Source organism: Megasphaera vaginalis (ex Bordigoni et al. 2020) (genome assembly GCF_900240295.1).
GTDB classification, from domain to species: domain Bacteria; phylum Bacillota; class Negativicutes; order Veillonellales; family Megasphaeraceae; genus Megasphaera; species Megasphaera vaginalis.
In genome coordinates this window covers 208909-222317 of the sequence record NZ_OEQB01000001.1, presented here as the reverse complement: position 1 = coordinate 222317, position 13409 = coordinate 208909, and the positions used below count along the sequence as shown (strand labels likewise).

Here is a 13409-nt window from a genome sequence, read left to right as displayed (position 1 = left end):
GGGGTAAAATGGAACTACCAAGACAAGATCCGGATCAGCTTCTTCGTGCGATCCGTAACGATACAGCCACTAAGGAAAGTGGAAAACTCAAAATCTTTTTCGGTTATGCAGCAGGTGTCGGAAAGACCTATGCCATGCTTCAGGCGGCTCACCAAGCTAAGGAGCGCGGCATTGATGTGGTTGCTGGATACATAGAACCCCATGCCCGACCTCAGACAGCGGCACTTTTGGACGGCCTGGAGCAGCTCCCGGTGAAGCAAGTTGCCTATGAGGGAATGATGCTTCGTGAATTTGATATTGACGCCGCATTAAAGAGGAAACCTCAGCTCATCCTGGTGGATGAGTATGCCCACACCAATGCAGAAGGCAGCCGCCATACAAAGCGGTATCAGGATGTCCAGGAACTGCTAAGCGCCGGCATTGACGTGTATACAACTGTGAATGTCCAGCATATTGAAAGTCTCAACGATACTGTGGCATCAATCACCGGAATATTGGTACGGGAGCGCATTCCGGATTCTATTTTCGATCAGGCAGACCAGGTGGAACTAGTGGATATTGAGCCTGCGGAGTTGCTGGAACGACTGGCAAGTGGAAATGTGTACCGGGAAGATCAGGCACAGCGGGCTACTGTTAATTTCTTCACACTTGAAAACCTGACTGCATTGCGTGAGATTGCCCTCCGTCGGTGTGCTGACCGGGTAAATCTGCTGACGGAAAGCGCCAGAGTACAGAGCCGAGGCGATTACCATACAGACGAGCGCATTCTGGCTTGTCTTTCCTCGTCGCCATCCAACGCAAAAATCATTCGGACTGCTGCCAGAATGGCAAGAGCCTTCCGAGGAACATTTACCGCCCTTTATGTGGAAACACCTAACACAGCAACGATGAACGACGAGGATAAAAAACGGTTGCAGTACAATAAACGGCTGGCACAACAACTTGGTGCTACGATTGAGACAAGTTATGGCGATGACGTGCCTTATCAAATTGCGGAATTTGCCCGTCTTTCCGGCATTTCTAAAATCGTAATTGGACGAAGTACCATTGCACGAAAAAAGATTTTCAGCAAACCCACCTTGACGGAGCGTCTGATTTCCAGTGCACCGAATTTAGATATTCATGTGATCCCAGACGCTAGCATAGGTTCCGGTTATCAGAAAAAAAAGAAAAGGGCACAGGTAGAAACAATATCCCTGCGGGATGTTCTGAAAAGTATACTCGTATTGCTAGCAGCTACATTGATTGGTTGTGGTTTTGACGCTCTTGGATTCACGGAAAGCAATATTGTCGCGGTCTACATATTGGGTGTACTTGTGACCGCCGTTATCACAACCAACCGACTGTGCGGGATTCTGACTTCGGTTGTCAGCGTGTTGGCCTTTAATTTTTTCTTTACTACTCCGAGACTGACATTTGATTTTAACGATCCGAACTATTTTGTTACCTTTGCCATTATGTTTATGGTAACGCTGCTTTCAAGTTCTCTTGCTAGCCGGCTGAAGGAAAATGCAAAGCAATCTGCCCATACAGCTTACCGCACAAAGATTCTCTTTGAAACCAGTCAGCTTTTGCAAAAAGAACAGGAGGATAAAGCGGTAATCACCGTTACGGCAGGGCAACTCATGAAGCTGTTGAAAAAAGATATCGTCGTCTACCTGTCTGATGGTAAAGGACTTGCCACCCCAAACGTTTTTCGTACTGTTAATAGTTCTCAAGAGAGTTTAATTTCTGAGAATGAGAAAGCAGTCGCCGATTGGGTCTTCCGAAATAACAAACACGCAGGAGCAACGACCGATACATTATCCAGTGCAAAGTGTCTATACCTTGCGATTCGGGTTAACCAGCATGTATATGGGGTAGCTGGTATTGCTGAGAACGGTACTCCGCTGGACTCTTTTGAAAACAGTGTGCTTCTTTCCATTCTTGGCGAGTGTGCATTGGCACTGGAAAACATCAAAAATACCAAGGACAAGGAGGAAGCGGCTGTCCTGGCACAAAATGAACAACTTCGTGCCAACCTGCTGAGGGCAATCTCCCATGATCTTCGGACACCTTTGACAGCAATTTCCGGCAGTGCAGACAATTTGCTTGCAAATTATAAAAAGATGGACGATGCACTGCGGGAGCAGACCTTTACTGATATTTATGACGATTCCATGTGGCTAATCAATCTGGTTGAAAATTTGTTGGCAGTCACACGGATTGAGGGCGGACCGGTCAATCTAACTCGGAGTATCGAACTTATGGATGAGGTTGTTTCTGAAGCACTGAAGCACATCAACAGGAAGAGTAAAGAACACACCATTCGCGTGACCAGCGGTAAAGACTTTATCCTTGCCCGCATTGATGCGAAGTTGATCGTTCAGGTGATTATCAATTTGGTTGACAACGCCATCAAATATACCCCTGTCGGTTCAGTAATTGAAATAGACACCGATCAAAAAGAGCAATGGGTCACGGTTTCCGTTTCTGACAACGGCCCTGGGATTCCTGATGAGCAAAAACCCCGTATTTTTGATATGTTTTACAGTGGTACCAATAAAGTGGTCGACAGCTGCAGAAGCCTTGGATTGGGGCTGGCCCTTTGTAAGTCCATTGTGACCGCCCACGGCGGAACGATTTCCGTATCAGACAGTCAGCCAAATGGCACTGTTTTTAAATTTACATTACCTGCAGGGGAGGTAGAACTTAATGAATAAACCTTTGATATTAGTGGTTGAGGATGACCCTTCTGTACGAAATCTCATTACGACCACTTTAAAAACAAATGATTATCGTTATGTGGTGGCAGCTAATGGCTCAGCAGCAATTATAGCAGCTACATCGCACAATCCTGAAATCATCTTACTGGATTTGGGCTTACCGGATATGGATGGCGTTCAAGTCATTCAAACAATTCGCTCTTGGTCCAATGTTCCAATTATTGTAATTAGTGCCCGAAGCGAGGATAACGATAAAATCAAGGCACTGGATGCAGGAGCGGACGATTATTTGACAAAGCCCTTTTCGGTAGAAGAACTGCTGGCACGACTTCGGGTGACGCAGCGAAGACTCTCTCTGATGACGGCAGAGATGTTCACCGCCAGTTCTGTATTTGTTAATGGTAAGTTGAAAGTGGATTATGCCGCAGGATGCGCTTATCTGGATAAAAACGAACTTCACCTGACACCCATTGAATATAAGCTGTTGTGCTTGCTGTCAAAGAATGTTGGCAAGGTACTGACCCATACCTTTATCACGCAGAATATCTGGGGCCGCAGTTGGGATAACGATGTAGCTTCGCTGCGGGTATTTATGGCGACATTACGAAAAAAACTTGAGCCAACAGAGGAGTCTCCACAATATATCCAAACACATATTGGTGTGGGCTACCGTATGATGAAAGTAGAATAATGCTATGAGGACGGCCAGTGTTCTCTATGAAAAATAGATGATTGAGTTTCAAACTGCTCTAATCATTTTTTGCTATTAGGAACGGAAATCAATACCACGCTTGCTACATTTATTGAAAATGGACAAGGAAAAGGCTTTGTACGGCAAGACATAATTCCGATGTTGACAGTTTACATTTTGTGGTCAAGCATTACTTCGGTTCTTCTTCCCATTATTCCAATTTTTGTGGTTACAAGGGCAGACGCCGGTTTTGGATTGTCGGAAAGGGCAGCAGAATTTCTGTCGGGTTCGGCCATGGTCGGTTGTTTTTCCGTCCTTGTGCATCGCAAGGCCTGCGCCACAGATGGGATTGTCCACGGACAGCTTTTTGGGGTCTTTCATTCTCCGCTTATTCAGAGGGATAACGGCTTCTCCCCCGTAAACATCCTTTACCAAATTGTAGACCGCTTTCGCGTCATAGCCCTTATCGCCTATGAATATGCACTCTTTTATAGGCAGGACAGCGTTGGCAGAGTGGAGGATATTCTCCAAAACAGCGGAATCCATGACATTGGCGGGACATGAAAATAGTAAAACACTGAAACTTCCCACACGGGAAATGTCCGCGAACCTTGAAAACTCAATAGTTTAGCCAATAAAAAAAGGCGTAAGCCCCATACCTTGGTATAATAGATTTGACGAAAAACCAATCACACCTCGGAGGACTTGCACCATGTCTATTATACCATCTGAAGCCGGCAACAAACAGGAAATTTCCAACTCGATTTCACGATTTATCCGTGATTTAAAAGTCGGCTCCCTCCTGAATAAATGCAACTGCAAGAAGGAAAAAGATATTCTCTTTATGAAGCTGTTCACCTACATCCTCTGCAATGCTTTCCGCGACAGGAGCATGTACATGCAGAAGAAAACGGGAAGCTTCAAAGAGGATTTTTCCAAGAATGTGTATTACCGTTTCCTTCGCGGTTCCCATTCCAACTGGCTTCGCTTCACTACACTGCTCTCTGAGAAGATCGTTAATGAACATTTGCGCGGGCTGACTTCCACGGACAGGGCTGACTGCTTTGTTGTCGATGATTCCCTCTACGAGAGGATTGGCTATAAACACACCGAACTGGCGTCCAAAGTATTCGACCATGTCAGCATGAAGTTCAAAAAAGGCTTCCGCATGATGACACTGGGCTGGACCGACGGATGCTCCTTCATTCCGATTAACTTCTCTCTTTTGGCTTCCTCGAAAGAAGAGATAAGTTGTAAAATTAAATGCGAATTTACAAATCGTAAAAAATACAAGCAAAGGATTGGAACGGTAAAAAGATCGGAACATTATATTCCGATCTTTTTTATTTAAAGATAAAAAACTATTGATGGACTTTGCATAATTTTTCTACCTAATCGTTTGCGCGGTTTGCGGTCATAATAGTTTACATCGATTAATTGTCCGTCTTTTTCTTTTTTAATTTCATCCCGCCGGCGATGATCTATTTTTTTTATCTATTTCATTCTCTTTGTATTTTTCATTTACTAAATCAGCCCAATTTATTTCAAATTCTTTGAAAAACACTATATATTATTCCCACCCCTTTCTTTTCCAAACGTCCGATATATCTCAAACCATTCAAAATACCATATTCTATTTTTTCTAATATCACTAAATCCACCTAATTATAGGACGTTTTCAAATTTTTAGTCCCGTCCCAGTCCCAGTACCGGAGAAATATTGTTTTAATATAATATCTCTTTTTGTCTTCTAAGCTCTTAAAAGCAAAAGAACAGGTAAAGAGTCAAGACAAGGATAAAAAGTCCATATTAGGGCAAATAGAAAGCTTTAAGACGGATGATAAAGCTAAGTCAAATAAGAAAGATCATAGCAAAGGTATAGAAAGATAAATATCGGCAGTCTTCGGACTGTCTTTATTTTTTTGTTAATTTTTTATCAAATTTATACACACCTATACAAATATATATAAACTCATAAAAGATAAAGGCGTATAAAAAAATTTATCTTAATTACAGCAATCGCATTTTAAATTGAGATGTTCGCAAGCTAGATTACGGACTTCACTAGGAAGTTTTCCCTTATATCTTTTGTAATAAATGGAAAATTTGCTATGAGATGTGTATCCGACAGATTCAGCTATTTCCTTTATAGGAAGTTTGGTATTTAAGAGAAGAGTCTCAGCCATATTCATTCTTTTTCTTTGGGTGTATTCTGTAATGCCTTGACCATATTTTTCTTTGAACAAGTTTTTTAATTTAGTCCCGCTCATCTTAGAAATTTTTTCAAGGGTTTCCTGATTTACATTCATGGTGAAATGATCGTCTAAGAATCTTGCTACATCTTCAAGTGCTTTATCATCATCAATTTCAATTTTATATTTTTTTCTATTTAAGTAGGTATCTATTACTATACTTATCCATTCATTTGCTTTGGCTTTTAAGAAAAAATCAGCGGCAGGAGCGTCCATCTTACAATTTAATATTTCCATTGCTACTTTTTCTAAAGACTTTGTAAGTATAATTTGATTCGTTTGAAGTAAGGTCGAATAAAAAGATTCTGGATCAATATTAATGGATGATAGGTGCTTTTCCAAAAGTTCTCTTTTAAAGCCTATAGAAACAGAAAGATAATATGAATTCTCGTGTAATAAAAACAGGAAGTCATCTTTTATATTGTCAAAATCTAGAGTGCATAAAGAGTTTGCAGTCAAAGTTTGATAAGGACTAAATTTCTCGCCATTTGCGCTGACGATGTAGCTTGAATAGATTGAAACATAGTCTGACATACTATAAGTACTATTTTGAATAACTTCTTCTCTGATATAAAAATCGTGGACATCAATAATGAAGCCATCTCCTTCATAAAACCAATAAAGCCCTTCTGCATGAGTTGAATTATTTTTGCTCCAACAAAATGTATGCCCGGCACTTGAATATTTTCTATTGTTTTTACATTCATCTACGTTCATATATTCTTTTACAAAATCATAATAAGTCATAACACACTATCCCCTTTAGACAATATTCCAATTAGCCCTAAATTCGACAAGCCATTGTATTAGTAATCATACCCGATGTACAATAGAAAGGCAATGATAATTACTATCAACAAAGCAAATTTATATCTAAACGGGATATCAAAGAAAAGGGAGATAATATTATGAAGATTTATAAAAAGCTATTTGCTTATGTACAAGACAAAAAATATCTTGGATTTTTCGCTATAATTTTTTCTGTTATATCTGCAGTAATTACAGTATATGGATACTATTTAATTTACAGATTTTTAGACAATTTAATTATCCATACAGATTTATCTGGAGCAGAAAATTTAGCAATAAAATCTGCTCTTATATTAACAGCAGGAGCAATATTTTATTTTGCTTCAGGAGCTTTTTCCCATTTATTGGGATTTAGGCTTGAAACAAATTTAAGAAAAAGAGGAATTGATGGTTTAGAGAACGCAAGCTTTAGGTTCTTTGATTTAAATCCTTCTGGGAAAATTAGAAAGATCATAGATGATAATGCCGCACAAACACATCAGGTTATAGCTCATATGATTCCTGATAGCTCTCAGGCAATAATTACACCCGTGCTTGTGCTTGTACTTGGCTTTATAGTAAGTATAAGGGTTGGCATCACTTTACTTGCTCTTACAATAATTGGCTGCTTAATTTTAGGGGCAATGATGGGCGAGCAAAAATTTATGAAGATATACCAGGAAGCTCTATCTAAACTAAGTGCCGAGACCGTTGAATACGTTAGAGGAATGCAAGTTGTAAAAATATTTAGAGCAAATGTAGAGTCATTTAAAAGCTTTTATAAGGCGATAAAAGATTATTCAAAGTATGCTTATAATTATTCCCTATCTTGTAAAAAGCCTTATGTTTTGTATCAATGGTTATTTTTTGGTCTAATTGCAATTTTAATTGTTCCTATAGTTTATTTTATGGCTAGCTTAGGCAGCGCCAAGGTGATTTTACTTGAGCTTATCATGATTTTATTTTTATCAGGAGTTCTCTTTGTTTCATTTATGAGAATGATGTGGTACTCCTTGTACATCTCTCAAGGCAATTATGCAGTAGATACTTTAGAGGCACTATACGAGGATATGCAAAAAGACAAATTGGAGCACGGCAATCTTAATAATTTTAAAAATTATAATATAGAGTTTGATAATGTTAGCTTTGCTTATAATGATAAAGCCGTCATTGAAAACTTATCCTTTAAATTGAAAGAAGGAAAGTCCTATGCACTGGTCGGTTCCTCCGGATCAGGTAAATCAACAATAGCAAAACTTATATCAGGTTTTTACAATGTCAATGCAGGAAGTATAAAGATAGGCGGCATTCCGATAAGTGAATATTCCGACGAGGCATTAATCAAAGCTATTTCATTTGTTTTTCAAGATTCAAAGTTGTTTAAGAAGAGCATTTATGACAATGTAGCTTTGGCCAATAAAGATGCAACAAGAGATGATGTTATGAAAGCCTTAAAATTAGCAGGATGCGATTTGATATTGGACAAATTCTCGGATAGAGAAAATACAATCATAGGCTCAAAAGGAGTTTATTTATCCGGGGGAGAAAAACAAAGAATTGCAATTGCAAGAGCAATTTTGAAGGATTCCAAAATTATTATTATGGATGAAGCATCAGCATCTATTGACCCAGATAACGAGTTTGAACTACAAAAAGCTTTCAAGAACCTTATGAAGGATAAAACAGTTATCATGATTGCTCATAGACTTTCTACAATTAAAGATGTAGATGAAATTCTTGTAATGGATAATGGAAAAATTATAGAAAGAGGTTCTGACAAAGAATTAATGTCAAGAGATACAAGGTATAAGAGACTGCAAGCGCTCTTTAACAGTGCGAATGAATGGAGAGTTTTAAATGAAGGAGTTTTATAAAAAAAGATTTGCTCTTACAGATAAAGGAGCGAAGAATTTAACTAAAGCAACACTGTCCTCATTTTTGGTTTATTGTATAACCATGCTTCCTGCCATATTACTAATGATTTTTGCGCAAGAAGTTTTGGAGAATATTGACAAAAGCAAGGGATTTTATCTAGCATTCTCGGTTTTGACTTTGATAGCAATGTATATTTTGCTTTCTATCGAATACGATAAATTATATAGCACAACATATCAAGAAAGTGCAGATTTAAGGGTAAGAACAGCAGAGAATTTATCAAAACTACCTCTATCATACTTTTCTAAGCATGATATTTCCGATCTCTCACAAACAATTATGGCTGATATTGAAGGCATAGAGCATGCAATGAGCCACTCGATACCCAAAGTGGGCGGCATGGCACTATTCTTCCCGCTTATATCCATCATGATGCTAGTGGGCAATGTCAAGATGGGTTTAGCTGTAATTATTCCAACGATTCTAAGTTTTATATTTATACCTTTATCTAAAAAACATTCAGTTAAGGGAGAGAAAAGATATTATGACGCCTTAAGAGAAAACTCTGAAAGCTTTCAAGAAAATATCGAGATGCAAATGGAGATTAAAGCCTATGGCTTGTCAGAGGAAATGAAAGAAAAGCTATATGAAAAAATGGACAAAAGCGAAAAAGTCCACTTAAAGACAGAAATAGGACTTATTTTAACTATGTCTATATCTTCAATATTTAGCTTTATTTCCCTTGCTGTCGTAATACTTGTTGGGGTAAATCTAATTATTAATAAAGAGATAAGCCCTCTCTACCTTATAGGATATTTACTGGCGGCTATGAAGATAAAAGACTCTCTAGATGCATCTAAAGAGGGCATGATGGAGATATTTTATTTAACGCCAAAGATTGAAAGACTTAAAGAAATTCAAAATCAAGAATTACAAGAGGGCGAAGACTATAATTTGAAAAAATTTGATATTGATCTAAAAGATGTTGAATTTTCTTACAATAAAGACGCAAAAGTTTTAAATGGAATAAATTTTAAAGCTAAGCAAGGAGAGGTAACTGCTTTAGTGGGAGCAAGTGGATGCGGTAAAACAACTATCTTGAAACTCATATCAAGACTTTATGATTATGACGATGGACAAATCTTAATTGATGGCAAAGATATAAAAGAAATATCAACAGAATCTCTTTTTGATAAGGTCTCAATAGTTTTCCAAGATGTGGTTCTTTTTAATCAAAGCGTCATGGAAAATATTAGGATTGGAAAGCAAGATGCAAGTGACGAAGAAGTTATAAAAGCAGCAGAGCTTGCCAATTGCACAGATTTTATAGAAAAAATGGATAAAGGTTTTGATACAGTTATCGGTGAAAACGGTGCTGAGCTATCAGGCGGAGAAAGACAAAGGTTATCTATAGCCAGAGCCTTCTTAAAAGATGCACCGATATTGATATTAGACGAAATTACAGCAAGCCTTGATGTTGACAACGAGAAAAAAATTCAAGAGTCATTAAGTAATTTAATTAAAGATAAGACAGTTGTCATCATTTCACACAGAATGAAGTCCATAGAAAATGCGGATAAGATAGTAGTTCTTGAAAACGGAAGAGTAGAAAGCCAAGGTAACCATGAAGAGCTTTTACAAAAATCAAAGGTTTACAAGAATTTAATAGTAAAGACAAAAATGGCAGAAGAATTTATTTATTAGGAGGACAGAAGCAAAGACTTGCAATAGCATCTGTTATGTATAAGGACTCTCCGTTTGTCTATTTCGAAGAACCTGAAATAGGAGGCTCTTATCATATTCAATGTGCCTACTTAGGCCTTTTATCAAGATACGAAAACAAGGGAGCCTTTGATGAATTTTTAAAATTTTTAAAATTTCAAGCAAAAGCCGTATTGATATTTACTTTCATCAATTCTTCCTGCAACGGTTACTAATCGTGGTATAATATTGGCAGAAACTCGTCGGGGAGCGAGGATAATACAAAGGAGGAGTTATATGAAGAAGTGGTTATTGGGAACCGCTGTTGCCATGTCGGTCCTGGCATTGGCGGGATGTGGGGCTGATAAGCCGGCCACGACGGCGGAAGCGACAGGCTATCCGATCAAATGGGAAGAAAAACTGGACGGGAACACTTACCAGGAACAGGTAACCAAGGCACCGCAACGCGCAGTATCCATGTCGCAAGCGACAACGGAAATGTTGCTCGCCTTAGGTCTGGAAAAACAGATGGCGGGTACGGCGTTCAAAGAAGAGGATATTTACGAACCGTTGCAAGCCGCGTATGAAAAAGTACCGGTATTGGCGGAAAAATGGCCGTCCTACGAAGTATTTATCGCAGCGAAACCGGACTTTACGACCGGTTGGCCGGTACCGTTCACCAAACGCGGTATCGAAGCGAGCAAGATTCGCGAAGCCGGTGTACCGATTTATGTACCGGATTCCATGCAGAAAAACGACGCGACCTTGGATACGCTGTTTGAAGATATGCTGACGATCGGCAAGATCTTCAACGCATCGGATAAAGCGGAAAAATGGGTAGCGGAACAGAAGAAACATTTAGCAGCGGCACAGGAAAAATTGAAAAACTTGCCGGAAAAACGTGTCTTTGTGTTTGACTCGGAAGATGATCAGCCTTTTACCGTATTCGAAGGCTACACCACGAGCGTACTCAAACTGATCGGCGCGAAGAACGTCATGAGCGGTCTCGGCTCGGATAAAACTTGGGCCAAGGCAAGCTGGGAAGATGTCATCGCACGGGATCCGGAATATATCATCATCGTGGACTATGGCACGAGTATCCGCAATACGGATGATTTCGACGCGAAAGTAGCGGCGTTGAAAGCAAATCCGGCGTTGCAGAATATGACGGCTGTCCGTGAAGGACATTTCATCCGCGTAAAACTTTCGGAAATCACACCGGGCGTACGCACGGTAGCGGCACTGGAACGTTTGGCGAAAGAAATTCACGGCTTGAAATAATCTCACACTGACGTGCGATCGTCAGTCGTAATAAACACACCTCACCTTGTTGGCAGTGAGGTGTGTTTTATTATGCGCGGTATACGGCGGAGGCAAACAAAAACGACATCTCCGCGGAGATGTCGTTGCGTATGCGTATGTGTATGTTCAGGCGAGCACGGGATAATGTTTGCCGTCCCATTCCACGATGCGGAAGGGGACACCGAATACATCGGTCAGCAGGTTCTCGGTCATGATTTCCTGCGGGGCGCCGCAGGCGACGAGTCGACCGCCGACGAGTACCGCGACATGGTCGCAGTAGCGATAGGCGAGTTCGAGGTCGTGCAGGGTCATGACGATCGTACCCGGAAAGTCCTGCAACAGTTGCATGAGTTCGACTTTGAACCGCACGTCGAGGTGGTTGGTCGGTTCGTCGAGAATGATCGAGTTCGGCTCTTGCGTGCCCGCACGGGCGATTTGTACGCGTTGGCGTTCGCCGCCGGACAGGGTACCGAGTTCGCGCGGGGCGAGCGGTAATGTGCCCGTGATTTCCATATGATGCCGTGCGATGTCGTAGTCTTGGCGGCGATATCCGAGGAAGCGATCCGTATGCGGATAGCGTCCCATCAGAACGGACTGTTCCACGGAGAGTTGCCCTTCCGTGTCGGTGGCAAACTGCGTGAGTACGGCGAGTTTGCGGGCCAATTCGCGGGCGGGATAGTCGCCGATCGGTCGCCCGTCAAAACGGACGGCGTCGCCGGCGGGAAGTTCGCCGTACATATGGCGCAGCAGGGTCGTTTTTCCCGATCCGTTCGGTCCGATGATACCGAAGCGGGCGCCGGTCGGTACGGTGAGATTGATATCGGTGAGCAGTTTGGCTTGCCCGATTTGATAGTGTAAATGCGTGATGTCCCACATTATCGTTCACCTCCGTACGCGCGGCGAATCAGTGCGATAAAGAGCGGTGCGCCGATGAGCGCGGTCAAGACGCCGATCGGCAGTTCTTCCGGCCGAAACAGTGTCCGTGCGGCGGTATCGGCGACGACGAGAATGGTACCGCCCGACAACGCGCAGAGCAGGCCCAACGACAGATGTTGCGGGCCGATGATCCGGCGGGCCATATGCGGGATAATCAGACCGATGAAGCCGATGACACCCGTATGGGCAACAGCCACCGCAATGGCGAGCGAGGACAAGACGATAAAGAGCCACTGGAGGCGACGTACGCTCAACCCCAGGCGGGCGGCGGCGTCACGACCGAGCAGCAACAAGTCGAAGTCGTTGTGAAACAAGGTGATGATCGCCACCCAAAGAAGGGCGGTCAGACCGAGCAGCCAGACGGACGACCATTGCAATCCCGCCAGCGATCCGACGAGCCAAAACATCGCACTGCGGACTTGCGCTTCGTTGTTTGAGGAGTAGATGAGCATGGTAGTCAAGGCGCCGAAGAAGGCGTTGACACCCATACCGAGCAGGACGAGAAAGACCGGATTGTCCCGCCGCCCCATCAAGACCAGGACACAGGTCATGGCGAGCAGTGCGCCTAAAAACGCCGATACGTACGTACCGCCCCCGCCGAGAAACGAGAACCAGCCGAGTAAAATCGCTCCGACCGCACCGGTCGATGCACCGGCGGAGATCCCGAGGACATACGGTTCGGCGAGCGGGTTGCGGGTGAGTGTCTGCATGACAAGTCCTGTCGTGGCCAGTACGGCGCCGGCGGCAAAGCCCGCCAAAATACGCGGCGCACGCACCAATTCAACCAGTACTTGCGATACCGGTCGCACAGCGGTATCCGCTCCCGTCATATTGCCGTACAAAATGGCGGTTACTTCCGCAACGGGAATGTCGACCGAACCGAAATAGTGCGCGCCGATGATCACGGCCAGCGCCACCAGCAAACCGGCCAATAATTTTCCTGATTTCATAGCATTCCTCTTTTCTTTGTTGATATTCTCATTCAGTATATAATAATCATTTTCATGATGCAATCAACAGGGTGAGAAACATGATCGAAAGATTCACGCGTATCGGCAAAGCCGCGTTGGGGCATGAAAAAACACGCCTTGCAAGCAAGGCGTGTCGGGAGTGACGATTATTTGTCGTCCATCAGTACGACCGGTTTGATCAGGTCGG

At 42.3% G+C, this 13409-nt stretch carries 10 protein-coding genes and 1 pseudogene; 7 read left to right on the top strand and 4 right to left on the bottom strand.

All coding sequences use genetic code 11. The annotated features are described in order from the left end of the window. Window positions 1–8: 8 nt before the first annotated feature. The gene (locus C0977_RS01000) at window positions 9–2702 is read left to right on the top strand and encodes a sensor histidine kinase (RefSeq protein WP_101912098.1); all 2694 of its coding nucleotides are present in this window, start codon (window positions 9–11) and stop codon (window positions 2700–2702) included. Further along, on the top strand, window positions 2695–3396 hold the full coding sequence (locus C0977_RS00995; protein WP_101912097.1) for a response regulator transcription factor: 702 nt from the start codon (window positions 2695–2697) through the stop codon (window positions 3394–3396). Before C0977_RS01000 ends, C0977_RS00995 begins: the two co-directional genes overlap by 8 nt. A gap of 183 nt (window positions 3397–3579) precedes the next feature. On the opposite strand, the gene C0977_RS11305 is transcribed toward C0977_RS00995, so the two are convergent. Then, window positions 3580–3942, bottom strand: a complete 363-nt coding sequence (locus C0977_RS11305; RefSeq protein WP_419177920.1) for a hypothetical protein — start codon at window positions 3940–3942, stop codon at window positions 3580–3582. 166 nt (window positions 3943–4108) lie between these two features. Between C0977_RS11305 and C0977_RS00985 the strand changes: the two genes are divergently transcribed. Together C0977_RS00985 and C0977_RS10925 are read left to right on the top strand one after the other, a co-directional pair. Continuing rightward, window positions 4109–4747 (top strand): transposase, encoded by a 639-nt coding sequence (locus tag C0977_RS00985; protein ID WP_101912095.1) that lies wholly within the window; start codon window positions 4109–4111, stop codon window positions 4745–4747. A 392-nt stretch (window positions 4748–5139) separates the two neighbouring features. Next, window positions 5140–5286 (top strand): annotated as a pseudogene (locus C0977_RS10925) (DNA-binding protein); the annotation flags it as partial. 116 nt (window positions 5287–5402) lie between these two features. Here C0977_RS10925 and C0977_RS00980 read toward each other — a convergent pair. Next, entirely contained in the window at window positions 5403–6395 is a 993-nt protein-coding gene (locus C0977_RS00980) for a helix-turn-helix domain-containing protein (RefSeq protein WP_101912094.1), read from the bottom strand. A gap of 161 nt (window positions 6396–6556) precedes the next feature. On the opposite strand from C0977_RS00980, the gene C0977_RS00975 reads away from it, so the two are divergent. From C0977_RS00975 to C0977_RS00960, 3 genes are all read left to right on the top strand, one after another. Continuing rightward, complete coding sequence (locus C0977_RS00975; RefSeq protein ID WP_101912093.1) at window positions 6557–8311, top strand: ABC transporter ATP-binding protein; 1755 nt, start codon at window positions 6557–6559, stop codon at window positions 8309–8311. After that, on the top strand, window positions 8295–10016 hold the full coding sequence (locus tag C0977_RS00970; RefSeq protein ID WP_101912092.1) for an ABC transporter ATP-binding protein: 1722 nt from the start codon (window positions 8295–8297) through the stop codon (window positions 10014–10016). Before C0977_RS00975 ends, C0977_RS00970 begins: the two co-directional genes overlap by 17 nt. A gap of 294 nt (window positions 10017–10310) precedes the next feature. Continuing rightward, window positions 10311–11294 carry an ABC transporter substrate-binding protein gene (locus C0977_RS00960; protein WP_101912091.1) on the top strand — a complete coding sequence of 328 codons (984 nt, stop codon included), beginning with the start codon at window positions 10311–10313 and terminating at the stop codon, window positions 11292–11294. A 147-nt stretch (window positions 11295–11441) separates the two neighbouring features. Here C0977_RS00960 and C0977_RS00955 read toward each other — a convergent pair whose 3' ends face one another. Together C0977_RS00955 and C0977_RS00950 are read right to left on the bottom strand one after the other, a co-directional pair. Beyond that, window positions 11442–12191: an ABC transporter ATP-binding protein gene (locus tag C0977_RS00955; protein WP_101912090.1), complete on the bottom strand. Its 750-nt coding sequence runs from the start codon at window positions 12189–12191 to the stop codon at window positions 11442–11444. Continuing rightward, window positions 12191–13264 (bottom strand): FecCD family ABC transporter permease, encoded by a 1074-nt coding sequence (locus C0977_RS00950; RefSeq protein ID WP_200814187.1) that lies wholly within the window; start codon window positions 13262–13264, stop codon window positions 12191–12193. Before C0977_RS00950 ends, C0977_RS00955 begins: the two co-directional genes overlap by 1 nt. Window positions 13265–13409: the final 145 nt, after the last annotated feature.

Excerpts from the sequence above, each read along its gene's own strand:
- C0977_RS01000 (WP_101912098.1), top strand. The coding sequence starts at position 9 with ATGGAACTACCAAGACAAGATCCGGATCAGCTTCTTCGTGCGATCCGT.
- C0977_RS00995 (WP_101912097.1), top strand. The coding sequence starts at position 2,695 with ATGAATAAACCTTTGATATTAGTGGTTGAGGATGACCCTTCTGTACGA.
- C0977_RS11305 (WP_419177920.1), bottom strand. The coding sequence starts at position 3,942 with ATGGATTCCGCTGTTTTGGAGAATATCCTCCACTCTGCCAACGCTGTC.
- C0977_RS00985 (WP_101912095.1), top strand. The coding sequence starts at position 4,109 with ATGTCTATTATACCATCTGAAGCCGGCAACAAACAGGAAATTTCCAAC.
- C0977_RS00980 (WP_101912094.1), bottom strand. The coding sequence starts at position 6,395 with ATGACTTATTATGATTTTGTAAAAGAATATATGAACGTAGATGAATGT.
- C0977_RS00975 (WP_101912093.1), top strand. The coding sequence starts at position 6,557 with ATGAAGATTTATAAAAAGCTATTTGCTTATGTACAAGACAAAAAATAT.
- C0977_RS00970 (WP_101912092.1), top strand. The coding sequence starts at position 8,295 with ATGAAGGAGTTTTATAAAAAAAGATTTGCTCTTACAGATAAAGGAGCG.
- C0977_RS00960 (WP_101912091.1), top strand. The coding sequence starts at position 10,311 with ATGAAGAAGTGGTTATTGGGAACCGCTGTTGCCATGTCGGTCCTGGCA.
- C0977_RS00955 (WP_101912090.1), bottom strand. The coding sequence starts at position 12,191 with ATGTGGGACATCACGCATTTACACTATCAAATCGGGCAAGCCAAACTG.